Raw genomic sequence first — 25,126 nt, 5'->3', positions numbered from 1 at the left:
CACCAGGCGTTGTCAGTGAGACCTTGCCGAAAGGCGAGGCGTCCCATATCCAGAATTTGTGGCCCGTTGCCTTTTGGCAGCGGGCTTTTTTGTATGCCGACATTCGTCCCGTCGGGCGCTGACAGCATGTTGAAAAGCCACACGTCACAATAATTGGGCGGTTATTCAAGGCCGCATACTGGAGAGCAAGATGATTGAGCAATGGTGGTTATGGGTAGCCTTCTTTGCCCTGGTGTTGGGGATACTCTGGATTGATATTCGCTTTGTTGGTGGAGGTCACAGTCATAAAGTATCGGTAAAAGAGGCGGGTATCTGGACCCTGGTGTGGGTGGCCGTCGCCATGGCCTTTAATGCCGGCCTGTGGTTCTACTTCAACCATATTGGTGGCGCTGAGCTGGCGCACCAGAAAACGGTAGAGTTCTTTACCGGCTACCTGCTGGAAAAGGCGCTGGCGGTGGATAACGTATTTGTGTGGCTGATGATCTTCAGCTTCTTTGCGATTCCGGCAGAGCTGCAGCGCAGGGTACTGTTGTACGGTGTACTGGGTGCCATTATTTTGCGTTCCATTATGGTATTCGGTGGTGCGTACCTGATTAACCAGTTCCACTGGATCCTTTATGTGTTCGGTGCTTTCCTGGTGTTTACCGGCGTGAAGATGCTGCTGGTGAAAGAGTCTGAGGGTGACCTGAGCACCAATCCAGTACTGGCTTTTATGCGTCGTCGTATGAAGCTGACCGATGAGCTGCACGGCGAGCGTTTCTTTGTGATGAAACAGGGTGTGCGTTTTGCGACGCCACTGTTTTTGGTGCTGGTACTGGTGGAGATCAGTGATGTGATCTTTGCTGTGGATAGTATCCCGGCGATTTTTGCGGTGACCACAGATCCCTTTATTGTGCTGACTTCCAACATCTTCGCGATTATGGGTCTGCGTGCCATGTACTTCCTGCTGGCGGGTGTGGCGGAACGTTTTGCCTTGCTGAAGTATGGCCTGGCGGCAATTCTGGTATTTATCGGTACCAAAATGCTGATTATGGAGTGGTACAAGATCCCAACCCTGATCGCTCTGGGTGTGGTGGCCAGTATTCTGGTGATCTCCATGGTCGCCAGTTGGATGCTGAGCAAGCCTGAAGAGAAACAAAATTAGGCTTAACCTTTACCAAATGAAAAAGGCCAGTGGCGCAGGGAAGTTGCCATTGGCCTTTTTGATTAAATCTCTCTTTATGCTGCGCTTGGACTGGCGGCGCCATTAAGCTTTGCACTGGCGACCAGAGCTTTAGGGGTACCGGATTTTTTAGCCTGCTTGCTCTGTTTTTTAGCCCTTTTCACAGCAAACTTTTTTGCCGCATTTTTATGGGCGACCTGCAGCGCCCTGGCCTGTTTCAACTCCTTTTTGGCCTTCTTCATTTTCTTTTTGGCCTGTTCGGCAATCAGCTCAGCTTTGTCTGCTTTATCAATTGCCTTGTTGGCAATGTCTGTGGCTTCTTTGGCTGCCTGCGCAGTTTTCTCAGCATCCAATTGATACTGGGCGAAGCGTTTCTCAAGTACTGCGATATCTGTAACCGACATGTGTAGCTCCTTAATTCTTATCAACGTTCGCGTTTGAAGTCTTTGGCTGGGCCGGCGATCAAAGGATCGACACAGTCGACGACATCATGGTCTTTGCCCGGGTAATCCAGTTGACTGAGGAAGTGGCGCATACAGTTGATGCGGCCACGTTTCTTGTCATCTGAGCGGATCACTGTCCAGGGGGCATCTTTGGTATCTGTATGGAACATCATGGCGTCTTTGGCTGCACTGTAGTCGTCCCATTTGGCCAGCGAGGCCATATCCACAGGACTGAGTTTCCACTGTTTCAGGGGGTCATTCTGCCTGGACTTAAAGCGGCGGAACTGCTCGGTACGACTGACCGAGAACCAGTACTTAAACAGCTTGATGCCTGAATTAGTCAGCATACGTTCCAGATCCGGTGCCTGACGCAGAAACTCCAGATACTCTTCGTCGTTACAGAAGCCCATCACCTTTTCGACACCGGCACGGTTATACCAGGAGCGGTCAAACAGGATGATTTCGCCTTTGCTGGGCAGATGCTCGATATAACGTTGGAAGTACCACTGATTACGCTCTCTGGCATTGGGCTTTTCCAGTGCAATCACGTGGGCGCCCCTGGGATTGAGGTGCTCCATAAAGCGCTTGATGGTGCCCCCTTTACCGGCGGCATCCCGGCCCTCAAACAGGATAACGATGCGCTGATTGGTTTCCTTTACCCAGCCCTGCATTTTCAGCAGTTCAATCTGCAGCTCATGCTTGTGACGCTCATACTCCAGCACCTGCATTTTCTTGCTGTATGGATAGGTACCATCGGCATTCCAGGGAATGCTGGGGTTCCTGGCGTTCAGGTCATACAGCACAGTGGACTGTTTGGATGTTTTCTTCTTAGGCATGGCAGTTTTTATGTCTATGGCTTTTGCTTGCTCGGTCATCCCGGTTCCTTCTCATCCTCAGTGTGGTGTCGGCCTATCAAAGAATGCAAATTCTGCCAACACATTTATTATGCAGGGTGCATGTCTGTAACTGAAATGTTATAAATGTATAGCTTCAATAATTTGAGATTATTGCTATGAACCTGACGCAGTTAAAGCTATTCAGTGAGCTGGCCCGGGAGTTGAGTTTTGTGAAGGTGGCTAAGCTTAATCACATCAGCCAGCCAGCTGTGAGCGTGCATATCAAGAAGCTGGAGCACGCATTGGGGCAGCAACTGTTGTCCCGCACTTCCCAGACAACACAGTTGACCCCGGAGGGGTTGCTTATCCTGGAAGATGTGCGGGAGATCCTCAGGTTATGTGAGCAGATCAAAAGTAAGTCCAACTATCGTCAGGGAATACTCGAGGGGCATATTCGGGTTGCTGCGATTCACAGTGTAGGCATGTATGAGCTGGGGGATTTTCTGGCGGGCTTTATGAAGGCGTTTCCCAAGGTGTGTGTTCACCTTGAGTATCGTCACAGCGAAGAGATCTACGAAGCAATCACCAAAGAGCAGATAGATCTCGGGGTAGTGGCTTACCCCCAGAATCGGCCGCAAATTCAGTCTATCCCTTTCTCTGAAGATGAACTGGTGCTGGTGGTAGGTAATAAGCACAGGCTCAGCCGTAAGAAGTCAGTTTCAATCAAGCAACTGCATCAGGAACACTTTATCGCTTTCGGTGAGGGCATTCCCACACGGGTGGAGATAGACAGATTGCTGCGCAGCCAGAGTATCGATGTGGATATCCGCATGACTCACAACAATGTGTTCACCCTTAAAAAAGCGGTGGAGGCGGAAGTGGGATTATCCATATTGCCGGCGGAAACCATCAAGGAAGAGGTGGCCAAGGGCAGCTTGAATCGCATTCGCCTAAGCGATATTGACTCAAAGCGGCCGCTTGCAATTATTCACCATGGTTCGCGGGCACTGAGTACACCGGCTCAGGTGTTTGTGGAGCGACTGCTGGATGACAGCCGCAAGCGCCAGCAGGGCTAGCTCAGGAATTAACTCTGCGAGGCTTGGTCATGTTACTTGAGTTGGTTATATTGTCATCAATTAGACAATAAGAAACTAATGTAGCTAAATGAGAAGTTTGAACGGTTTTTCATTGATCGAGCTGGTCGTTGTTATCCTGATACTGGGTATTTTGGCGGTAGTCGCGTTGCCCAGATTCGTTAATCTCTCCACTGAGTCCAGAATTGCGGCATTGGAAGGTTTGCGCGCTGCGGTTACATCAACATCTGAGCATGTTTCCATAGCTTGTAAGCTCACCGCGAGTTGCAACAATACTCTGCGCGGAGATTCCATTTTTCTCCCTGCATATAATCAAAACGTTCGAATAGTTTGGGGCTATGCAGATGCAGGACTGTTATCCCGGGATGATGAAATTGATGATCTCGTGGAAAGTGACGGCTTTGATATTACAGCTCCCAATGGTGCCACTGTTCGCTGGTCTTTTCCTGACACTACCAACTGCTATGTTCAATACGCTCAACCTCCCAGCAACGGTACTCCGACTTTGTCTATGGTTACCAGTGGTTGCTAGATAGCGTCAGCAGGGTTGAGCGCTTTCTGTGTCAGATAATACCGGCTTGCTGCAATGCGCTGCGCATAATGGGCAGGCGTTTTTTCATGGTAGGCCAGAACTTTTCCCCTTCCAGATTCATGGCGAAGTAAAACACGCCATCACTGTTTTCGACATAACCCACATACCAGCCCAGTGATTTACCTGAATCCAGTTTGCCGCCGCCGGTTTTGGCGTAGAGGCGATAGTCGGGTGTTTGCTCTACCAGCATCACCTGCTTGAGTTTAGCCAGGGAGTCTGGGTTAACGGCCAGCTCACCATGGTACAGAGACTTGAGAAACACTATCTGCTCGTCAGCCGAGATCTTCAGGCTGCCATTCAACCAAAAGCTGTCCAGCCCTGAGCTGATATCTTTATTGCCGTAATTAAATTTATCCAGATAGGCCTGCATCTTTGCCACACCAATATCAGTCGCCAGTTGGCGGTAAACGGGCACAGCAGAGCTTTGAAAGGCGATGCGCAAATCGACAGGCTTTTCGTACCAGATTTTGGGCCAGCCAGGCTGCACCGGGTAATCGGATTTATCAAAGCTCAATGGCTGCTGCAGATTTTTGATAACACCCAGATCCAGCGCGATCAGCGAGTTGGGAATTTTGAAGGTGGAAAAGGGGGACAGGGCGGTGGCTGAACGCTTCGGATTTATCAGGGTTAACACTTGAGTATCGGATGCGATCACCAGGGTGCAGTCGTCGCGACATTCCGGTGTTGTCTCCTGGTTATCAGGCTCAGTCGCCGCGGCTGAAAGTGAAAACAGGCTAAGGACAATCGGCAGCAGCATAAGTCCTGGCAGATACTTATGCATAGGGGTGGAGAAACAAGCCATAAGGGATCGCAGTTGAATCAGTTGTGACTGAATTATCCAACTTAATGTGAGTGAAATACAACGGCCTTGTTAGAGAGGAAGAAACCGGAGCATGGCTCCGGTTTCTTATCATACTGGCTACCACTCAAGATTGGGGATCCAGTTTATGGTATTGAGATAGAGTTTGGTGTTTTCACTCAAAGGGTTGTTTTTCAAATCGACCCTGAGCAGATCCGGGTTATTGTCGAGGTTTATTTCAGTCAGGGCGTTATTACTTAAGTGAAGCGCGGTGAGTTGCTGATTAGCGGCAAATTTCACAGATGACAGCTGGTTATAGTCCAGTACCGCAATTTGCAGTGACGGCATAGTCTCCAGGTTGATCGTGCGCAGTTCGTTAAACTCCAGGCTGATGGTACTAAGTGCATCATTGTCACTGAAATCAACGGTCTGAATTCTGTTTTTCATGGCACTGATATAGGACAGATTCGGCGAATTATAGGTATTTAATATCTTGATATTGGTCTTGTTGATGTAGATATGCTGCAGTTCAGGCAGATTGGATACATCCAGGCTATCCAGTGGTGTATCCCAGATCTGTAACTTGGTTAATGCCAGATTCTCCGAGAAGTTGATTCTTGTCATCATCGGATTTTCGGCAATTAATACTTCTTCAAGAGTGGGTAAGGCCCTTAGATCCAGTAAGTTGATTGCACTGTTGCGGATATCCAGTTTGCGCAGATTAGGAAACTTTTCCAACCCTACGATAGACATCAAGGTGTCTTGCATGCAATTTACGAAAGTGACTTGTCTGGGAGACTTCCAGCCCAGGTTCTTAGCCGTTTCATCTATACAGACGGCCATGGCAGGATCTTCAATACCTACCTGCTCTGAAATCGGCTGAGGTATATCCTCATCTTCCTCGCAGGCAAAAAGCATTGGCAGCAATAGCAGGGGAAGCAGTCCTTTGTACTTCATGGCTTTCATCCTTAAAACGCATTTCCATTGTGTTTGAAATTTAATCAGTTGCGTTTTGGTAAGCTGTGACTGCTATCAAAGATTAAGCACTTATTTTAAAGATAAAAAAAACCGGAGCTGGGCTCCGGTTTTTTATCTAACACCTGTCGCTTACTTCAGGGAGGTGCCCTGATAGCTTTGTTGCAGCTGAGTCATTTCGATGGAAGGAACAGTTACCTTATCTTCCAGCAACAGATCGGCCACGCTCTGATCAAATGAGCGATAGTGCAGCTTCACATCAACCCTATAGTCAGTCACGCCAGCTGGCAGTTCAAATGGGTAAGACACTGTCTTGCTGCCTTTGGCCGGGATAGTATTCTGTACGCTGAACTTGGCCACTTTCCATGGCTTGTGCTCCAGTTTGCCGTGGATATCCACCGCAGTGTCCTGGAATACCACAGTGCCGTCCGGCAGGCTGTTGTCTGCAGTCAGTGTACCTGAACGCAGGATCTCTTTACCCTGATTGTCGGTGATCACTACTTCCAGCCATACCTGACGGATAAAGGTCAGACTGGTTGGCAGGTCGTGACCGGCGCGACGGTTGTGAACTGTCACTTCCAGAACTGGTGTCTTGGCATCGCCGGAAACTATGGCATTCAGCTCTGCCACAGTCTGCAGACGTTTCTTGGCTTCAGCAGCGTGCTCTTCACCACCTGGTACACCCAGCAATGGCGCAACTACAGCGTTACCGCCGACGAAGGTATGATCGTGTACCAGATCACGGTGACCGCCACCCATACCGGCTTTGCCACCCAGACCATGATCTTTCAGCTGCTTGGCGGGTTTCATCTCATCGGCAACACGTACTGCCGTTTCCACCGGAACCATGTGGCAGTCCTGGCACTGGATTTCAGCCTTGGCGTAAGGTGAATCCTTCCATTCCTGATAAGTGTGCTCCAGTGGGAAGTCATCGTGAACCGGGTTAAATACGTTGTGACAGTTGGCGCAGAACTCGGACTTGGTGTGCAGTTCTGAGTAAACCACTTTGTGGCCACGAGCCTTGGCATCAGACAGCGGGCCGCGCTTGGCCCCGTCGGTCGCCAGCTCCAGCGAGGCGTTACCGTGCTCGCCATTGGCTGTCTTGTCGATATTGGTATCCACCACGCTGTGGCATACCTCACAGCTTACGCCCTGAGTGGCGGCTGCCTGAGTGGTGAAGCCACCATACTTGCCGGATTCAGATTTGAACTCAACGGTTTGAGTCACAGTGCCGATAGCGGTATGACAGCCACCACACAGATTACGGGTAGCGCCATCGGTTTCGGTTTCGCCCATGGCCCATTCAGCCTGGAAGACAGGATCGATAAAGGCGATAGAGTGCATGGAGCCCTGCCAGCCTTTGAATTGACGAGGGTGACAGCCCTTACAGCTCTTGGCATCTTTAAACTGGCTGACTTCTGGCATCACGCCATCTTTAACAGTCAGATTGGACAGAGGGTAAGGCATAGGTTCGGCGGCAAGGGCTGCAAATGGCAGGCCGGCGCTCAGCAATAAAGCGAGTGTGGTCTTTTTCATTGTTAAGGCTTTTATCGAATTCTGTAGTGTATAAACAGCTGCTAAAGCAAGCGTCGTTTTTGTGACTGCAAGCCATTGTTAAATTACATTAAGTTCGATAGGGAAAGTGCTGTTTGCTTCGCAAAAGTGCTATTTCAAGATTTTAAATTTACTTTTGAGATATAAGCTTTGAAAAAATACATTTTGTAGCGAGTGTTCTGGCTGTTTTATCGGATATATTTATTTTGTATTTAATTATCAAATTACTGAGTTATATAAGTAATTCATTATTACTTTGGGAAGCGGTTGGCTATTCTTTATTTTTTGAAAATATATAATTCAATCCAGTTTTTTTAGATAAACTGAGTTAAGTATGAAACAGGGCATGAATGGGCAGATCCCGGATGTCAGTTATCGGGTGCCCTGTGAGCGGCGCGCGGGGATAGAGGTGTTGGACCTCAGCAGTTTTTATCAAAAGCTGACACAGTGCCGTTTCGACCCCGGTAAACCCCACAGGCTCAGCTACTACTGTTTTGTCTATATCACGGCAGGCAGTGGCCGCCATTTTGTAGATTTTGAATCCTGCGCCATTGGTCCCGGCAGTTTGGTGCGCATCAATAAAAACCAAACCCACGCATTTGACCTGAGCACCCGTCCCCAGGGATTTATGATTAATATTACTGAAGAGTATATGGTCAGAATCGGCGGACATCTGGGCAAGGCGCTGTTTAATCTTTCCAGTGCATCTCAGGGTTACCCAAGTGTGCTGCATCTGGATAAGTGTATGCAGCAGACCTGTGGCAGTTTGCTTAACGAAATACTCAGATCTCAACAAAGACCTCAATTTGACCCATTGCCCTCTGTGCTGTTGTTTGCCTCGCTGTTGGCCAGTGTTTCTGAGCTGTGGCTCAGAGATGATTCTGACGCGGGGGTACAAAGGCAAAACCGATTCAATCAGTTTCAGCACTTGGTAGAGGCTAATGTTGGCCAGTTTCGGGATACCGAACGCTATGCCGCTTTGATGCATATGTCCTATAAGTCACTGAACCTGCTGTGTCGCACCTGCTGTGGTCAAACGGCCAAACAGGTCGTGGATGGTTTTTGGGTGCTGGAGATTAAACGTCGGCTGGTGGCGGATAAACGTAGCATTCAGGCTATTTCCGATGAGTTGGGGTTTGACGACGTCAGTTACTTTGCCAAGTACTTTAAGCGTCAGACACAACTGACTCCTGCCCAATACCGAGCCAGATTTTGTCTGTGAACCAAGCCCTGGCCTGAATCCCGTGCTGCATGTCTCACTCCTTTCATCCTGTAAGAATTTGGCATGCTTCGGTACGAAAATGACCTGTCCCAGATTCCTGCTGTCGCTAATGTATGCCCGTCTGGGGCTGCGGGCGACACCTGTGCCCGGCGCTCATGTTGAACTCGTCTATGCAGGGATAGGTTATGTTATTGAAAGCGTTGAATCATAAGCCGGTAGCCGGGGTGCTGCTGGCCTGCTCGGTTGGCTTATTGGCAGGGTGTGATGATGACGATACCCCACAGGTATTGCCACCACCTGAAGTAAACTTGCCTCCGGTTGCTCACAATGACAGCCTGACGGCAGTGGTGCGTAAAACCCAGACGATTGATGTACTGGCCAATGATACCGATGCCGACGGTGACGAGTTGATACTGAGCCACGCCGGCATTAAACAGGGGGCTGGCGCGGTGCTGATTGTTGATAATCAGCTGCAGTTTCAGGGCGACTATCCCGGCATGGCAGTAGTGGAGTATCAAATTCATGATGGTAAGGGCGCAAATGCGACCGCGACTGTCAGCATTAATTTGTCGGCAGATGCAGATACCCGCTACTTTGTCGGTACTCAGACTTGTTTGAATTGTCATGAAGATAAGGCCAGCTTCCTGGAGACAGGTCATAACTACAAACTGTCCCGCATTGAAAATGGTCTGGCCCCCAGCTTCCCTTTTACCAGTCTGGAAGGCTCGGTGGAGATGCTCCATGGCGCCGAGAACTCCGCTGGCACCCCTGACTCCTGGGATGATGTGTCTTATGTGATTGGGGGGTATTACCGCACCGCCATGTTCATCGACAAAAATGGCTATATCGTTTCCGGCGATGGCGTGCGTGTGGCGATTCCTGAACATGGTGAAGATTTTGGGATCGAGCATATTCTGCCTTACGCCCCCGGCGATGGTCCGGATTCCCATATGTTTACCTGTGGCAGCTGCCATACAACCGGCTGGCGTGATTACACAGCGGACTCGGTAAGGAGTCCCTACAAGCAGGACAATATGCCCGGCTTTACTGGCAGCTTTTCCTATACAGGTATCCAGTGCGAAGCATGCCATGGTGCCGGCAGTAAACACATTCAAACCGGCATGGCTGAGGATATTACCCGGGTTGCCGAAGGACGCCTGACTGCTGATCTGCTGCAGGATGATATGGCCTATGGTCAGCCAATGGCTTGCGCCGAGTGTCACAGTAAAAAGACCAATCGCAGCTACCCTGGGTTTGTCAGTGAACATAATCAGGACTTTGGTGGCGACAGCCTGGGTGGTCGCACCATTCCCTATGACATCGGTGGCCGGGTTGCCGCAGATGCCATGTTGGGATTGGATGCCAATACCGGTGAGCCTATGGGCAAGAAGCGAGGCATGGCATGTCATACCTGCCATGACCCGCATCAATCAAAAATCAACGATGATCAACCTGGACATGAGATGGCTATGGTCAAAGAGTGTCGGGATTGTCATAAACAGCAAGGTTTTACCGAATACCTGGATATCCATGGAGAAGTGGCACGTTGTGAAGATTGCCATATGCCTAACGACAAGCACTTCTTCAGGATTAATCTGGATTATGCCTCAGACAGCAAACACAACTTCTCTGAAGATGGTAAGTATGTGCAGCCATGGAATACGGCTAAAGATAGCTGCAGTCAGTGTCACGAACATTACGACAGTCAGGCAGACATCATAGAGCGGATGCATAACTAGCCCACAGAGGCGAGACAATAAATTGCAGGGAAAACACCGTTAGCTTGTCACACCGTTCCGGTCTGGTGCCGGAACGGCTTTTTCGGGGAACTAACGTCAGCTCGCTACTTTACTTTCAAGTTTATTCAGCACCAATTTAAGCTGCTTCTCTAATGTTTGAAGATTGAAAGGTTTAACAATAAATCCTGCCACTTTGGCTGCTACGGCTAACTGGATCTTGTCCAGGTCCGGATCGCAGGTGACCATCATTATTGGGATATGTGCCAGTTTTGGATTGGCCTTTACTTCCTGAAGCAGAGCAAAGCCATCTTTTTTGGGCATATTCATATCTGTGATCACCAGATCTATCTTATGCCTGCCCATCACATCCAGTGCGTGCGCTCCATCGACTGCTTCTTCCAGATCTTCATACCCCAGGGTGCGCAACATATGCAGCATAATATGGCGCATCGTCATGGTGTCTTCGACCACTAGAATCTTCATGCTTCCATTCCCGATTTAAATTCTGCTGTCCCTGTCAGAGGCATTCCATCAAGCCTGCCTCTATTAGTTGTAGTACAGGTCCTGGAAATCGTGAATGGGCATTAGTATGAATTAATCACAATAAATAATATGGATACACAGCTTGACCCGTCTAAAGGTGCAGGGTTGAAACTCAGGCTCTGATTGAGAGGAGAGACAGATGTTAACCATAACCCAGTTGGCCCGGCAGTGCGGGGTGTCGCGAACCACAGTGATGTACTACGAGCAGCAGGGGCTGCTGTCTCCGGCTTATCGTGGTGATAATGGTTACCGTTGGTATGGCGATAAAGAGCTGGAGCGGCTTAAGGCGATTGCTGGCTATCGCAGATACGGCCTGTCATTGGTAAACATAGAAACTTTGCTCAATCAGCGAGGGGAATCTCAGACCAGTATATTGAAAGCGCATTTCAACCAACTGGAGCAGGAGATTCAACAGTTAAAATCGCAGCAACAAGCCATACTGGCATTGCTGCAGGAGCCTGAACTATTGGAGCAAGATATGGTGACTAAAGCACGTTGGGTTGAAATTATGCAAGCTGCCGGTTTCAGCGAAAATGACATGGTGAAGTGGCATCGTAAGTTTGAGGAGATGGAACCGCAGGAGCATCAGAAGTTCCTGGAGTCTCTGGGGATCGCCGCTGATGAGATTGCCCGGATCCGTAAGTTGTAAATCAGCAATGTAAATGCCCGCTTTAATGCGGGCATTTCGCTATGGCAGGCGGTAGCTGCTAGTCATCTGTGGCTCGAATTAGTTCGCAATAGCTATCCAGCCCCTGTTCGAAGTCTCGCACATAGAGAAAACCTGCTTTGTGTATATGAGCTGCCAGTGATCGTTCATTGTTGATATGCACATAGGAGTAAACATATTGATAGCGGCTGGCCTGAGCATGACGACTGGTAAAGAAGAGTTCTTCAAACAGTCCCTGTCCTCTGTGCCTGGGGTCAATACATACAGGCCCCCAGAAATAGCTGTTACTGCGGTTGATGCCCTGATGCAATTGTTCCAGGGCATCCGCTCTGGCGCTGACGCTGGCTGAGCCTGACCAAAACTCCCAGCTGGCGCAGACCGCCATAGCTATAGGTTTACCCAGAGACTCTACAAGGTACACTGCCTGCTCATCTTCTATGGCCCGTTGTAGAGCCTGCGCGTCGAGAATCGTATTCAGAAATCCCTGAGGCATCAGTTCCCGCGCCACCTCACTGATGTGGCAACTTTGCTGCAATGACAGCAGAGCTGGAATGTCGTTAAGCCTGGCATGTCTGAGTGTCATATGGGCCTCCCTGGTTCCTGAGTCTGATTACAGCCTACAGCTATCCTGTTGAACCTAAGCTGAATCAGAGGGATAGATATCATTTCTCAACCAATCCAATGATCAATATCAGATCTATCTTGTACGCAAAATAGACAAGTTTAGTTCCACGTTTTAGAGTCTGCTATTCCTCTTGGTTAAGTGGAGCATTTGATGAAACCTCTTCCTGTTATGCTGGTGGCAGCTTTGGTATTAACAGCCTGTGCTACCGGCTCTACCCCGCAAGCGAAAAAAGCCAATGCCCGTAAAGACTCGGCTGAAGCCCTGGCAGAGATATACAGTGATCACGCAAGCGCCAGATCTGCTGTTGCAAAAAGTAAGGGGTATCTGGTGTGTACCGGTAATGACAGTTATCTGTTTGCTGCTTCTACCGGCGGTGGTATCTGTACTTTCCACACAGGTGGCAAAGTGGACTACTATAGGTTTGCTTCATTGGGAGCTGGTGTCGGTATTGGTTTTAAGAAAGTCGCATTTCTCTACGTATTTCAAACCAATGCGGCGATGAAGCGGTTTGTGGAAGACGGCTGGGATGCAGGAGCCCGGGCTGAAGCCAGTGGCAAGTATGAAGATGAAGGCGGTCAGGCTGCGGCCAATACCTCCTACGATGTCGATGGCGTGCGTATCTATCAGTCAGCGATTTGGGGTGCTGCTGCTCAGGCTACAGTTCAGGGATATAAATTCTGGCGCACCGACTTTACTGACGATGTGATACAAAACCCGGACTAATTACAGCTGTTAGTGTTTAGCCACAGCGACAGGTTTACAGGGGATATCAAAATCTACATGGTAGTGCTCATCATGCCTGACCCAGGAAGGTTTGGTGGAGAATTGAATGTGGGCTTTCAGGTAGTCTCCATCGCTTGTGTTGAAAAGACCCGGCTGTAATTTGGGGTCGAAGATGACCCGCCAGATCTTCACCCCCTGAGCCCTGGCTTGTTTGTGCAGTGCCACGATATGGGCGGCCATAGCGTCATAGTCTATGTGTTGGTCGTCATACCTGCCTTTGGCGTCAAACTCAATGTCGTAACCAAAGCGGTTGAAGACATGGGTGAAGAGTAATTCCGACTCTCCTTCATCGTTGACCACGGGTGTCATAAAATCCACTGACAGCCCATTTTGATGGGTTTTGTGAGGGTTGAAGCGCCCGCCTCTGGCATAGCCTGTTTCACCATACATGTAGACCTTGCCCGGTTGGGTGGTTTCCAGCTCTTTGTAGGATGCCACCAAAATATCTCTGACCTTGGCATGCACATAGGTGCGACCTGCCGCCACTGCAACCAGGCTGTAGTTGTCGAAGTTATCTCCGGACATTGGCAGCATGACGCCACCCTCCAAACTGCCTTTGGCGGTAGTACCAAAGCACTGACTGGTGTCGGCGCAGACGTTTGCTGTAAGCAGCAATAGCGTAAGAGAAATTATTGTCTTCATTTCTCCTACTTTAGCGTAACCTTATAAAAAGAAAATCCCCACCAAAGTGGGGATTTTTGTTGGTCACACAGTCCGACCTGCTTTAGGCGGCTCAGTCGATTAGCTGATACTGCTGCTTCAGTACTGCGATAATCTCAGCTTTGGGATTGTCGCTCAGGGGCAGGGCAGTGCCGGTTATCTTCTCGGCTATGCCTGTGTAGGTGCGTGACGTTGCCATCATGGCGTCCAGTGGCAGTGCGTTGTCGCGGGCCAGGGCTTCACGCTCAGGCATTCTGTCTTTGTTCAGCAGAATATCCGGATCCGGGAAGTGATTAAGCAGGAACTGGCGGAAGCCCTCCTTGGAGTTTTCCAGAATCTTGCCGTTGAGATAGGCGGCGCCATCCCAAATGCGGGAAGAGTCAGGAGTACCCACTTCATCCATATAGATCAGCTTAGAGTTGCCGCTGCGGTCTGTGACGTAGCCAAATTCAAACTTGGTATCCACAAACAGCTGGTCCAGCTTGGCCAGCGCTTCGGAAATCACGCCAAAGCCCTCTTTTAAGAGTTTTTCATACAGGTCGATATCTTCAGGCTTCTCAAAACCAAAGGCCTGATAGTTGGCTTCGATATCACCGCGGCGAATATTGACATCATCCTGCTCAGGGACGCCGGGAATGCCGATCAGAATCCCCTTGGTAGATGGGGTGATCAGCAGCTCAGGCAACTTTTGATCTTTTTGCAGCCCCTCCGGCAGGGTAATACCACAAAACTCTCGCTCTCCCTTCTCATAGGCGCGCCACATGGAGCCGGTAATGTACTGGCGAATAATAGCTTCTACCTTGACCGGTCGGGCTTTTTGCACAATCCACACAAATGGGTGAGGGATATCCAGAATATGGCTGTCGGCCAGACCATTTTCTTTGAACAGCTGGAACCAGTGATTGGAGATGGCGTTGAGGGCGGCCCCTTTACCTGGGATACCTTGCAGCCCACCTTCACCGTGGAAGATGCAATCGAATGCTGAGATCCGATCTGAGATCACCATGATCGCCAGTGGCGTATCCAGGGGAACGTCATATCCCTTTTCTTCAATCAGTCGGCGGCTGTCGGCTTGGGTCAGCCAGTAGACGCTGCGAACTTTGCCGCTGTGCACAGGTTTATCAGTACGAATGGGAAGGTCGTTGTTCACGGCAAGAACGGAATCGGCAAGATTCATCTCTCTGTCCTCAGGGCTGCAGGGTACGGATTTTATTGATTTTGAGGCCGCATATTTTACAACCATTTGCCCAGGCTTTGGCGTTCGCGATTGAGGATACACAGTTCTTTTACTATCAACCCAAGCAGGAGCGGGCTAGGTGTTGAGGATAAAAATGTTTGAGGAATGGATTGTGCATATGGGAAAACATATATATCATTTTTCGCATATCTGATTTTTCGTATGTCTCTCGGTTGCCATCTTGTGGTTGGTAACCCTCATGTAGGTACAAATGATGGAACCTCTGAATTTCTTTAAAGCTCTGGCCGACGATACCCGTTTGAAGTCGCTGCTGCTGATCCAGCATGAAGGCGAGCTTTGTGTGTGTGAATTGATGGCGGCACTGGATGAAAGCCAGCCCAAAATCTCCCGTCACCTGGCGCTGCTGCGCAAAGAGAGGTTGTTGGAAGATACGCGTCAGGGCCAGTGGGTGTTTTATCGTCTTAACCCTGAGTTGCCACAATGGAGCAAGGGCGTGCTGGTTTCCACCCTGGCAGATAACCCAGAGCTGCTGACTCAGCCGCTGGCTTTGCTCAATGCCATGGGTAACCGCCCTGAGCGCCAACAAAGCTGTTGCGCTTAAGCACTCTACTGGGGAGTTAGTCATGGGACTGTTTGAACGTTATCTCTCTGTCTGGGTGGGTCTGGCTATTGTGCTGGGTGTGGCTCTGGGACAGTTTTTTCCGGCGTTGTTTGAAGCCGTTGCCTCATTGGAATATGCCAGCGTAAACCTGGCCATTGCGGTACTTATCTGGGTAATGATTTACCCCATGATGGTGCAGATTGACTTCACCGCGGTAAAGAATGTCGGTAAGAAACCCAAGGGGCTGCTGCTCACTCTGGTGGTGAACTGGTTGATTAAACCCTTCACCATGGCGCTGCTGGGTTGGTTGTTTTTCCGGGTGTTGTTTGCCGATTGGGTGGATCCACAAACCGCGACTGAATATATCGCCGGTATGATTCTGCTGGGTGTGGCGCCCTGTACTGCCATGGTGTTTGTCTGGAGTCAGCTGACCCGTGGCGACGCCAATTACACCCTGGTGCAGGTGTCGGTTAACGACCTGATTATGGTGTTTGCCTTTGCCCCTATCTGTGCCTTGCTGCTCGGTGTAAGCGATATTCAGGTCCCCTGGGACACCCTGCTGTTGTCTGTCGGTTTGTATGTGGTATTGCCGCTGATTGCCGGGGTATTAACTCGCCGCGCCTTTAACAAGTCTGCTGCCGGTAAGCAAAACCAGGATCAGGCATTGGCAGCCTTTGTGGGTAAGCTTAAGCCCTGGTCGATTGTGGGGTTGCTGGCCACCGTAGTGCTGCTGTTTGGTCTGCAGGCCAATACCATTGTCAGCCAGCCGGGAGATATCCTGCTGATTGCAATCCCGCTGCTTTTGCAAACTTACGGCATCTTCTTTATCGCTTACTACGCGGCCCGCAAGATGAAGTTAACCCATGGTGTGGCTGCTCCGGCCTGCATGATTGCCACATCCAACTTCTTTGAACTGGCTGTGGCAGTGGCAATCTCTCTGTTCGGTTTGCACTCAGGCGCTGCGCTCGCGACTGTCGTTGGCGTGCTGGTTGAGGTGCCTGTGATGCTGTCGCTGGTGGCCTTTGTTAACCGCCGTCGCCATCAATTTATGAAAGATACTGGAGAGTCTGACTCGCTGCAGACTCCCTGCTCTGAATACTCTACCCGCTAAGGAAGCTTCTTTATGACTATCAAGATAGGTATCAATGGTTTTGGCCGTATGGGGCGTCTGGCGCTGAGAGCTGCCTGGGCCTGGGATGATGTTGAATTTGTGCAGATTAATGACCCCGCAGGTGATGCGGCAACTCTGGCACATCTGCTGGAGTTTGACTCTGTACATGGTCGCTGGTCTGAGGCGGTCAGCCACGTCGGCGACGCCATTGTCATTGGTGATAAGCGCATTGTGTGCAGCCGCAATACGGCTATTGGTGACACTGACTGGTCCGGGTGCGATCTGGTCATTGAAGCCTCTGGCGTGATGAAAACCAAGGCCAAACTGCAGGCTTATCTGGAGCAGGGCGTTAAGCGTGTTGTAGTAACCGCGCCCGTGAAGGAAGAGGGCGTACTGAACGTGGTGATGGGGGTTAATCATCAGCTGTATGACCCGGCAGAGCACCCCATTGTGACGGCGGCATCCTGTACCACCAACTGTCTGGCGCCTGTGGTGAAAGTAGTGCACGAGAAAATCGGTATCAGGCATGGCTCAATGACCACGATCCATGACATTACCAACACCCAGACCATTCTGGATGCACCCCATAAAGATCTGCGCCGTGCCCGGGCCTGTGGCTTGAGCCTGATCCCGACAACCACGGGCAGCGCTACAGCGATTACCCATATCTTCCCCGAGCTTAAAGGAAAGTTGAACGGTCACGCGGTACGTGTGCCTTTGGCCAACGCCTCTATCACTGACTGTGTGTTTGAGCTTAATCGTGAAGTGACTGAAGCCGAAGTGAACGCCCTGTTGGAAGAGGCTGCCAATGGCGAGTTGAAGGGCATTATGGGTTATGAGACCCGTCCACTGGTGTCTGTTGACTATAAGACAGATCCCCGCAGTGCCATTGTGGATGCCATGTCAACCATGGTAGTGAATGGCACTCAGCTCAAACTTTACGTTTGGTACGACAATGAGTGGGGCTACGCCAACCGGACTGCTGAACTGGCCTGTATGGTCGGTCAGATGGACAAGGCATAAGCTGTTCTGGCGGTGATGACGGACGTTGATGTCTGTCATCCCGGCTTTGGCCTGTTTTCAAATAAGGATCAATGGGATCAATCATGTTGGCGCGTATTAAAGCTTTGCCTGAGCAGGTACGTCAGTATCTGTTGATTACCGGCAACTACTGGGCCTTTACCCTGACCGATGGCGCACTGCGCATGTTGGTGGTGCTGCATTTTCACGATCTTGGCTACAGCCCAATCCAGATTGCCATGCTGTTTCTCTTCTACGAGTTCTTTGGTGTGGTGACTAATCTTGTAGGCGGTTGGCTCGGCGCCCGTTTGGGGCTGAGCCGAACCATGAATCTGGGGTTGGGGTTGCAGATCCTGGCGCTGGGTATGCTGTTGGTGCCCGCAGGCTGGCTGACCGTACTCTGGGTGATGGCTGCCCAGGCCATGAGTGGTATTGCCAAAGACCTGAATAAGATGAGTGCCAAGAGCGCTATCAAGACTCTGGTGCCGAAAGATGATACCGGCGAAGGACGGCTGTACCACTGGGTAGCGGTGCTGACCGGCTCCAAGAACGCTCTTAAAGGTGTGGGTTTTTTCCTTGGCGCGGCTTTGCTGAGTCTGATGGGCTTCAAAGGCGCGGTGCTGGCGATGGCTGTGATGTTGTCGGCGGTTTGGTTACTCAGTGTTATCAAGCTCAAATCCGAGCTGGGCAAAGCAAAGAATAAGCCTAAATTCAGTGAGATATTTTCCAAGAGCCGCAGCGTCAATATCCTCTCTGCTGCCCGTTTGTTCCTGTTTGCCTCACGGGATATCTGGTTTGTGGTGGCTCTGCCTGTGTATCTGGCGGCGACTTTCGACTGGAATCACTGGCAGGTGGGGAGCTTTCTGGCCCTTTGGGTCATTGGTTATGGTGGCGTGCAGTCTATTGCTCCCCGTATTACCGGCGGTAACAACAAGGCGATTGCCAGTATGTCAGCTGACAAGAACCGTCATGCACCGGATGGTAAAACGGCCTTGTTGTGGGTGAGTTTACTGGCGGGGATCCCGGCACTGATCGCCATGGCATTGAATGCCGGTATCGCGCCCGAAGTATCGCTGGTGGGAGGCTTGTTGCTGTTTGGTGGCGTGTTTGCCGTGAACTCATCCCTGCACAGCTATTTGATTGTCAGCTATGCCGGGGAGGATGGTGTCTCTCTGGACGTAGGCTTCTACTACATGGCCAACGCCATGGGCAGATTGGCGGGGACCATACTCTCTGGTTGGGTATTCCAGCAGTGGGGGCTTAGCGCGTGTTTATGGATAAGTTCCATTATGCTGGCAATCACAGCAGTGATATCTATCTGGCTGCCGAGAAGTCACTGAATATAAGCGGCCCCAAAGGCAAGCAGCAATACCTTTGGGGTTAAACGGCTCGTCTTTGAGTCATCAGATTCCCCAAAACTGGTCTTCCGCCCGTTGGTCTTCTGAAAACAGCCAGACTTCAACAATTTTGCCATCATTCATTCTGAACAGATCTGTGCCTCTCATCTGCATGGTTTGTTGTGCCTTTTCGCCGCCGAAACTGACAGGAACCGCAACCAATTGGCCATTGGCACTGGGATCTCCCTGAGTTTTTAACGCAAAGCTGCCCTGAGTCTCCTGCATCATTGCTGCAACCATCTGACCTATCTCAGCCACACCTTGCTTGTCCCCTGAATACTTATTATTGCCGGGCTGGTGCCATACCACATTGTCGGCAAACATCGCGGCAAAGGTTTCCATATCTCCAGACTCTAATGCTTTGAAGTAATTGCGAATTGTATTGATGTTCTGTTCTGACATGACGCCGGCGCTCATCTCTTTCTCCCTTTGTGTTGGTGTATTTTTATCCTATTTCAGTTTTGAAATTCGTAACAAGGGGGTAATTTTAGACAATACTGGTATAAAAAACGGAATAATAATGGAACTGACTCGATTGAAATCCATGGCTGTATTTGCGGCGGTTGTGCAACAGGGCAGTTTTAATAAAGCGGCCAGGTTGCTGGGCATCAGTCGTCCAGCCGTCAGTGAACAGCTAAAGAAATTGGAGCAGCAGTTGTCTGTCAGGCTGCTGCATCGCAATACCCGCGGATTTTCTCTGACTCAGGAAGGGGAGAAAGTACTGCCCCTTGCAGCCTTGGTATTGGAGTCGATTGGTTCACTTGATCAGGTTTTGATTGAGAATGAGCCCAGAGGAACCATCAGGCTGACTGCGACCTTTGATTTCGCCAGGAACTGGTTACTTCCCAGGCTCAAAGCGTTCAATGAGCTCTACCCCATGGTGCAATTTGATCTGGTGATTTCTGATGAAAGGCTGGATCTGATTGGAGCTGGAATCGATATCGCACTGAGAGCCGCCAACATCCAGGAAGAGGGATTTGTCGCCAGGCCAATATTTGATGACGTTTTACAGCTATACGCAGCGCCTGCTTATCTCAATAGTCTCAAGCGCGAGATAGGCATGGGCAATTTGCATGAGCTAAGGTGGGTTCTGCTTGAGCAATTGATGCCCGGGAATGAAGTGACACTGAAGAGTGACCAGGGAAGAAGGCGCTTTGTCCCTGACTTTTTTCATCGGGTGAATTCGCCGGAAATTCTGTTCCAGTTGATTTTGAACGGTCATGGCATAGGCTGCCTGATTGAGCATATTGCCAGGGACCACCTGGAAAAAGGCGATTTGGTGAGGGTCCTGCCTGATTGGTATGGTCGCAATCTAAGTCTTTACCTGCTGTACCCCAGCAGATTGAATCTGCCTAAACGGGTGAGATTATTGATCGATTTTCTGATGGAAACATAAAAGGGAGCAGACTCAGGGGCTGCTCCCTTTTATTAATCTCTGTTCCGCCGCTATACTCCGGTCATTCCTCGCAGCCTGGTTGCCAGCCACTGGTAGTATTTGTCTCCTCCGTGAAACCAATCAGTGTGGCCGTCATCGTAAACAAAGTCGGATTTATAGCTTGCCGGATCGGCTATTTCAATGAGGAACTCTTTCGGAGCATTAAAGTACTCAACCCCCATCTGTTGCCAGACATACTCCATCGCATCCATGTAAGCTTCAATTAATCCGGCGTAGTCTTTTGATTCAGCGAAAAACCTGGCGAAAGGAGTGTCGGATACAACAATCACTCTGTGGCCCAGTTCCTTCAACCGGAATACGATAGTTAGTTGCTCCTGCATTTCGGCATCAAAGAATTCGACAAAGTCTTCCAGCTCAATATTAGTCAGTTTCTCTGGCCGGTTCTTTCTCATCCATGATACGAACTGATAGCTGGTTTTGTGAGTTTGCAGTCCTATATTGGTCCAAATACACGACTTAGGCTGCAGTCCCTGTGCGGCGATCATATCCAGGTTGGTTGATATCGGTTGCCACAACTTTCTGGCATCTGCACTTTCCATTGGAATCATAATATCTGTGTCAGAAGTAAGCACAAACTTACGTTCAGCAAAACCGGAACCATTCATCACCATACCGCCACAGAAGGAAACGGAATCTGCTGCCAGTACTTTTGCCACTTTGCCCAGATGACTGTCGCCAATTAAGGTCAACAATGCTGGTTGGTCTCCGGGACTTTTATCCGCTTTTATTGCGTCCAGCATCTCTTCATCACAGACAGACTCCAAATGGCCGGATTGAACTGGTTCCAGCTGGTCTGCTGAAAGCGCGCCCGACCAATGTTTCATGACATAGTCCACGCCTGTATTTGATACGGTGCGGCGATTGCCGCAAAACCGGAAGTCATTGGGAAGTGGCGTCGTAATCAACTCAAACGACGGGAAGTAAGTGACATCGCTTTGTGCTTCGCAGAAAGCGCCAACAACTGCTCTGAGGACAGATTTTGAATAGTTATTTGCCAGTAGGACATGCTTGTTTGTAGCAGTTGCTGTAAGTGGGACCGGCGAAACTGTCAGCAAAATCTGCAGGTCCGGGTTAATGGTTTTCAGTACATCATAGAGTTGCATCAGATCCTGATAGAGATCGTTGTAGTCGAAGACCTTTAACTGATATCTGCCTGAATCGAACTCTCCAACTGAGATACCTGGACATGAGGGGTAGCAGATACCCTCCTGATCGGTCCAGGCCTCTATCAGTCCCAGGGTGAAGATGAAGCAATCACTGTTTTTCAACTGCCGTTTGGCATCCGCTATAACTTCTGCCCGGTGCTCTGCCAGAGCCTCTTTACTGCCATAGCCATCCGGTTGGTTGTGAGGCAGTAAGAGATCAAAGTGCTTTTGCTGCCGGGCATCAAACCAGATGCTGTGGGACGAAAGTTGCTGCTCGCCGTTGGTAAACCACTGCAGCAGAGCTCGGGGGCTGTAAAGGTTCCCGAAAGCAAAACTGGATACCTGTCCATTGGCGATATCACTGTTCAGGTATTGATAGTTTTGTCCCAGTAACCAGTGGCCGATATGTTGAGCGAAGCAGGAACCTGCAGACGATATCTTGTGCGTCCGGTCAATAGGCAGTTTGGGGACAAGTTGTTTGAACTCCTGTGTGCCTGTATCAACATTGGCAACACCGGTTCGCCAAAAAATATCATCCCGCGCAGAGTCATAGGGCGTAGACTGTTTCACAGTACTGTCTCCTTACAGTCATTACGTAATCCGTTACGGTTTCAATCGCTTTCGTCAAATTGGTGACATAGATGCGAAGGTTATTTTTTAAGCAGGAATTGTGCCGTGCTGCTCGCTTTTCGAGCTAATTGTTGGATGTTTTGCCTTTGCCGGGTGTTGTGAAAATGTTGCGCTGGGGATAAGGTATGCCCTCGGTACTGATGCGAATCAGTCGGTTCCCCAGTCGAAATGGCGATTTCGGCACAGCAAAGAGATGGATTATGCAAAGCGATATCTCCCTTGCCAGAGTGAAACAGTTTCCGCGTCTGATGTGGATCTTGCTGTTTGGCTCCTTTATTACCCGCGGCAGTTTTTACATGGTATGGCCATTTCTGGCCGTGATCCTTTATGAACGTTTTGGGTTGTCTGCCACCGAAGTAGGGCTGATCCTGTCTTCAGCCGCTTTGGTGTCTGTGTTGCTCAGCTTTATTGGCAGTGCGTTGTCGGACAGAGTCGGGCGGCAAAAGATGATGTATGCCACAGGCCTGCTCTATATCGTCTCTTTCTCGCTGTTGGCAGAAGCAGACTCCGTGGCCAGTTTTGCCCTTGTTATCACTCTTTGTTCTATTGCTACCTCCCTGTGGCGGCCATTGGTATCCGCCCTGATCGGCGACATTATCCATGAGTCCGAGACCAGAGAGCTGGCGATGCAAAGTCTCTACTTTGTCGTTAACGTTGGCTGTGCTGTTGGTCCGATAGTTGGGGTGTGGCTGGGATTGACCGGAGAACAGTCCAGTTTTTATATCACCACGGTTGCCTTCGGGGTCCTGCTGCTGTTGCTGTGGTGGGGCTTTGCCAAACATGACTTCAAGCCGGGTGACGCCTCTTCTACTGAGGGAGCTGGGAGTGAGTCGGATAAAGAGGCTGCTCAAACCCCGGCATCAGGTATGCGTTACACCCTTAGAGTGATGGCCAGAGACAGATTGCTGCAATGCCTGATCCTCGCCAATGTCATCTGTATGTTTATCTTTGGTCAGATGGATGGCTCCCTGGTGCAGTATCTGAGTCGTGAACAGGTACCTGATCTGTTGGAGCTTATCTCGTCAATGATCTTTGCCAATGCCATGATCATTATCAGCTGCCAGTTCTTGCTGTTGAAACTGATGGCCCATTGGTCTTTGGTTAAGCGTATCCAGTTAGCCTTGATCCTGTTAATGCTGTCTCAGGTGTGGATGGGGCTGAATCCTGTTGCCTTGTTCTGGGGCTGGATTGGTGCCGTGATTGTGATGAGTCTGGCGGAAGCAGTGCTGTTCCCTACCATGAATGTCCATATCGACCGAATTGCACCGGATCATCTGAGAGGTGCTTATTTTGGTGCTTCCTCCTTCTACGAGTTTGGCTTTGCGCTGGCTCCCCTTGGTGGCGGTATTGTGCTGGATTTACTCAGTGGTGGCTGGTTATTCCTGGGATGCGCCTTGCTGACTCTGCTGGTGATGCTGCTCTATAGCCAGCTTGAGGGGATGTCCCGCCCGGATTTTGCTGCAACCAGAGGATCATAAAAGCGTCAACTTGCCCCTGCATGATAGCGCCTGATTGCTTATTCAACATATCCACTCGGGGAGAACAGGATGAACAAGGGGCTGGTGGGGCTGAAGCATAAGGTTGAGGAGATATACCTGCGGACGCGATTGGGTGTTACAGCCATAATGGTGGCAGGTACTCTGGCAGGTTGTGGCTCTGAAACCCAGGCTTTGGGCTCTACGGATGCAGATGCTCAGATCCAGGTGGGGCCGAGACCCTATTTTCTGGTGGCTGATATGGATGACGGTGATCTGAAATCTCAGCTCGAGCAGTGCAGTGAAGGGCCGTTTTACACTACGGATTTCTCCATCGGTCATCGCGGGGCTCCGCTGCAGTTTCCTGAGCACACCCGTGAGTCATATGTGGCTGCGGCTCGCATGGGGGCGGGTATTTTGGAATGTGATGTCACTTTTACCCAGGATAAAGAGCTGGTTTGTCGTCACTCCCAGTGCGATCTGCACACCACTACCAATATTCTTGCTGTGCCCGAGTTGGCGGCTAAATGCAGCGTGCCATTTACTCCTGCCGATCCCGCTTCCGGCGCTAAAGCGGAGGTAAAGTGCTGTACCAGTGACATCACTCTGGCGGAGTTTAAGACTCTTAAAGGGAAGATGGATGCTGGAAACCCGGAGGCCACAACGATTGAGGAGTATCTGGATGCCACTCCCAATTGGCGTACCGATCTCTATGCCAGTCGCGGCACCTTACTGAGCCATAAAGAGAGTATCGCTCTGTTCCAGTCTTTGGGGGCAAAAATGACCCCTGAGCTAAAGAGTCCAGCAGTGACTATGCCTTTCGATGGTTTCAGTCAGCAGGACTATGCCCGCAAGTTGATTCAGGAATATGAAGATGCAGGAGTGCCGGCCGATGACGTTTGGGCTCAGTCCTTTAATCTGGCTGATGTGAAATACTGGCTGGCCAATACCCCTGAATTTGGCAAGCAGGCAATCTATCTGGATGACAGATACTCAATCGACGGTTTCGACCCAAATAACCCTGTGACTTTTGAACCCAGTATGCAGCAGTTGGCTGCTGACGGCGTGAAGATAATTGCCCCGCCTTTGTGGATGCTGGTGACCCTGGACCCGGATAATCAGATTGTTCCCTCTGAGTATGCAAAGTCAGCCAAAGCTGCCGGGCTGGATATTATTACCTGGACACTGGAGCGCTCTGGGCCATTGGTAACCGGTGGTGGTTGGTACTATCAAAGCGTGACAGAGGTGACCAACAACGATGGTGATGCGTTGGCGTTGCTGGATGTATTGGTAAAAGAGGTGGGTGTGATTGGTGTGTTCAGTGACTGGCCCGGAACCGTCACTTATTACGCCAGCTGCATGGGGATGCCTGCCAGCCGGTAGTGGTTTTTGCTATATA

25 protein-coding genes are annotated in these 25,126 nt (G+C 50.2%); 14 read left to right on the top strand and 11 right to left on the bottom strand.

What is annotated here, in order from left to right; all coding sequences use genetic code 11:
- Positions 1-190 precede the first annotated feature (190 nt).
- Positions 191-1,144: a TerC family protein gene (locus tag L2725_RS12620; protein WP_249249288.1), complete on the top strand. Its 954-nt coding sequence runs from the start codon at positions 191-193 to the stop codon at positions 1,142-1,144.
- A gap of 74 nt (positions 1,145-1,218) precedes the next feature.
- On the opposite strand, the gene L2725_RS12615 is transcribed toward L2725_RS12620, so the two are convergent.
- Together L2725_RS12615 and ppk2 are read right to left on the bottom strand one after the other, a co-directional pair.
- Positions 1,219-1,566, bottom strand: a complete 348-nt coding sequence (locus tag L2725_RS12615) for a hypothetical protein (protein ID WP_249249287.1) — start codon at positions 1,564-1,566, stop codon at positions 1,219-1,221.
- A gap of 20 nt (positions 1,567-1,586) precedes the next feature.
- A complete protein-coding gene (gene ppk2, locus L2725_RS12610) occupies positions 1,587-2,480 on the bottom strand; it encodes a polyphosphate kinase 2 (RefSeq protein ID WP_249249286.1) in 894 nt (297 codons plus the stop codon).
- Positions 2,481-2,617: 137 nt separating this feature from the next.
- Between ppk2 and L2725_RS12605 the strand changes: the two genes are divergently transcribed.
- Positions 2,618-3,517, top strand: coding sequence for a LysR family transcriptional regulator (locus L2725_RS12605; protein WP_249249285.1), 900 nt, complete (start codon positions 2,618-2,620; stop codon positions 3,515-3,517).
- Between the two features lie 88 nt (positions 3,518-3,605).
- Positions 3,606-4,067 carry a type II secretion system protein gene (locus L2725_RS23245; RefSeq protein ID WP_283164289.1) on the top strand — a complete coding sequence of 154 codons (462 nt, stop codon included), beginning with the start codon at positions 3,606-3,608 and terminating at the stop codon, positions 4,065-4,067.
- Between the two features lie 31 nt (positions 4,068-4,098).
- Here L2725_RS23245 and L2725_RS12595 read toward each other — a convergent pair whose 3' ends face one another.
- The 3 genes from L2725_RS12595 to L2725_RS12585 form a co-directional block, all read right to left on the bottom strand.
- Positions 4,099-4,929 (bottom strand): penicillin-binding transpeptidase domain-containing protein, encoded by an 831-nt coding sequence (locus tag L2725_RS12595; protein WP_249249284.1) that lies wholly within the window; start codon positions 4,927-4,929, stop codon positions 4,099-4,101.
- A gap of 117 nt (positions 4,930-5,046) precedes the next feature.
- The gene (locus L2725_RS12590) at positions 5,047-5,883 is read right to left on the bottom strand and encodes a leucine-rich repeat domain-containing protein (RefSeq protein WP_249249283.1); all 837 of its coding nucleotides are present in this window, start codon (positions 5,881-5,883) and stop codon (positions 5,047-5,049) included.
- A gap of 150 nt (positions 5,884-6,033) precedes the next feature.
- Positions 6,034-7,437, bottom strand: a complete 1,404-nt coding sequence (locus L2725_RS12585) for a multiheme c-type cytochrome (RefSeq protein ID WP_249249282.1) — start codon at positions 7,435-7,437, stop codon at positions 6,034-6,036.
- Positions 7,438-7,789: 352 nt separating this feature from the next.
- Here L2725_RS12585 and L2725_RS12580 point away from each other — a divergent pair, with 352 nt between their 5' ends.
- Both L2725_RS12580 and L2725_RS12575 read left to right on the top strand, forming a co-directional pair.
- Positions 7,790-8,677 (top strand): helix-turn-helix domain-containing protein, encoded by an 888-nt coding sequence (locus L2725_RS12580; protein ID WP_249249281.1) that lies wholly within the window; start codon positions 7,790-7,792, stop codon positions 8,675-8,677.
- Between the two features lie 185 nt (positions 8,678-8,862).
- Complete coding sequence (locus tag L2725_RS12575; protein WP_249249280.1) at positions 8,863-10,416, top strand: Ig-like domain-containing protein; 1,554 nt, start codon at positions 8,863-8,865, stop codon at positions 10,414-10,416.
- A 96-nt stretch (positions 10,417-10,512) separates the two neighbouring features.
- Here the strand turns inward: L2725_RS12575 and L2725_RS12570 are convergent, their stop codons facing one another.
- Positions 10,513-10,899 (bottom strand): response regulator, encoded by a 387-nt coding sequence (locus tag L2725_RS12570; RefSeq protein ID WP_249249279.1) that lies wholly within the window; start codon positions 10,897-10,899, stop codon positions 10,513-10,515.
- A 199-nt stretch (positions 10,900-11,098) separates the two neighbouring features.
- Here L2725_RS12570 and L2725_RS12565 point away from each other — a divergent pair, with 199 nt between their 5' ends.
- On the top strand, positions 11,099-11,608 hold the full coding sequence (locus L2725_RS12565) for a MerR family transcriptional regulator (protein WP_249249278.1): 510 nt from the start codon (positions 11,099-11,101) through the stop codon (positions 11,606-11,608).
- A 58-nt stretch (positions 11,609-11,666) separates the two neighbouring features.
- Here L2725_RS12565 and L2725_RS12560 read toward each other — a convergent pair whose 3' ends face one another.
- Complete coding sequence (locus L2725_RS12560; protein WP_249249276.1) at positions 11,667-12,209, bottom strand: GNAT family N-acetyltransferase; 543 nt, start codon at positions 12,207-12,209, stop codon at positions 11,667-11,669.
- Between the two features lie 192 nt (positions 12,210-12,401).
- Between L2725_RS12560 and L2725_RS12555 the strand changes: the two genes are divergently transcribed.
- Complete coding sequence (locus L2725_RS12555; RefSeq protein WP_249249275.1) at positions 12,402-12,974, top strand: lipid-binding SYLF domain-containing protein; 573 nt, start codon at positions 12,402-12,404, stop codon at positions 12,972-12,974.
- Between the two features lie 9 nt (positions 12,975-12,983).
- Here L2725_RS12555 and L2725_RS12550 read toward each other — a convergent pair whose 3' ends face one another.
- Positions 12,984-13,676: a penicillin-insensitive murein endopeptidase gene (locus L2725_RS12550; protein ID WP_249249274.1), complete on the bottom strand. Its 693-nt coding sequence runs from the start codon at positions 13,674-13,676 to the stop codon at positions 12,984-12,986.
- Positions 13,677-13,767: 91 nt separating this feature from the next.
- On the bottom strand, positions 13,768-14,871 hold the full coding sequence (locus tag L2725_RS12545) for a phosphoribosylaminoimidazolesuccinocarboxamide synthase (protein ID WP_249249273.1): 1,104 nt from the start codon (positions 14,869-14,871) through the stop codon (positions 13,768-13,770).
- Between the two features lie 274 nt (positions 14,872-15,145).
- Here L2725_RS12545 and L2725_RS12540 point away from each other — a divergent pair, with 274 nt between their 5' ends.
- The 4 genes from L2725_RS12540 to arsJ all read left to right on the top strand — a co-directional run bounded on the left by L2725_RS12540 (position 15,146) and on the right by arsJ (position 18,964).
- Positions 15,146-15,493, top strand: a complete 348-nt coding sequence (locus L2725_RS12540; protein WP_249249272.1) for a metalloregulator ArsR/SmtB family transcription factor — start codon at positions 15,146-15,148, stop codon at positions 15,491-15,493.
- Positions 15,494-15,515: 22 nt separating this feature from the next.
- A complete protein-coding gene (arsB, locus tag L2725_RS12535) occupies positions 15,516-16,604 on the top strand; it encodes an ACR3 family arsenite efflux transporter (protein WP_249249271.1) in 1,089 nt (362 codons plus the stop codon).
- A gap of 12 nt (positions 16,605-16,616) precedes the next feature.
- On the top strand, positions 16,617-17,627 hold the full coding sequence (locus L2725_RS12530; RefSeq protein ID WP_249249270.1) for an ArsJ-associated glyceraldehyde-3-phosphate dehydrogenase: 1,011 nt from the start codon (positions 16,617-16,619) through the stop codon (positions 17,625-17,627).
- Between the two features lie 83 nt (positions 17,628-17,710).
- On the top strand, positions 17,711-18,964 hold the full coding sequence (arsJ, locus tag L2725_RS12525) for an organoarsenical effux MFS transporter ArsJ (RefSeq protein WP_249249269.1): 1,254 nt from the start codon (positions 17,711-17,713) through the stop codon (positions 18,962-18,964).
- 63 nt (positions 18,965-19,027) lie between these two features.
- Here arsJ and L2725_RS12520 read toward each other — a convergent pair whose 3' ends face one another.
- Positions 19,028-19,438, bottom strand: a complete 411-nt coding sequence (locus L2725_RS12520) for a nuclear transport factor 2 family protein (protein WP_249249267.1) — start codon at positions 19,436-19,438, stop codon at positions 19,028-19,030.
- 103 nt (positions 19,439-19,541) lie between these two features.
- Between L2725_RS12520 and L2725_RS12515 the strand changes: the two genes are divergently transcribed.
- Positions 19,542-20,417, top strand: coding sequence for a LysR family transcriptional regulator (locus L2725_RS12515; protein ID WP_249249266.1), 876 nt, complete (start codon positions 19,542-19,544; stop codon positions 20,415-20,417).
- 50 nt (positions 20,418-20,467) lie between these two features.
- Here the strand turns inward: L2725_RS12515 and L2725_RS12510 are convergent, their stop codons facing one another.
- Positions 20,468-22,192: a GSCFA domain-containing protein gene (locus tag L2725_RS12510; RefSeq protein ID WP_249249265.1), complete on the bottom strand. Its 1,725-nt coding sequence runs from the start codon at positions 22,190-22,192 to the stop codon at positions 20,468-20,470.
- Positions 22,193-22,452: 260 nt separating this feature from the next.
- On the opposite strand from L2725_RS12510, the gene L2725_RS12505 reads away from it, so the two are divergent.
- Entirely contained in the window at positions 22,453-23,730 is a 1,278-nt protein-coding gene (locus L2725_RS12505) for an MFS transporter (protein WP_249249264.1), read from the top strand.
- A gap of 147 nt (positions 23,731-23,877) precedes the next feature.
- A complete protein-coding gene (locus L2725_RS12500; protein ID WP_428985288.1) occupies positions 23,878-25,110 on the top strand; it encodes a glycerophosphodiester phosphodiesterase family protein in 1,233 nt (410 codons plus the stop codon).
- The last annotated feature ends 16 nt before the right edge of the window (positions 25,111-25,126 follow it).

Origin of the sequence: Shewanella corallii, from assembly GCF_023349125.1 — a bacterium.
In the GTDB taxonomy this organism is placed as follows: Bacteria; Pseudomonadota; Gammaproteobacteria; order Enterobacterales; family Shewanellaceae; genus Shewanella; species Shewanella corallii.
The sequence above is the reverse complement of the archived record's forward strand: the minus strand, read 5'-3'. Positions and strand labels throughout refer to the sequence as shown.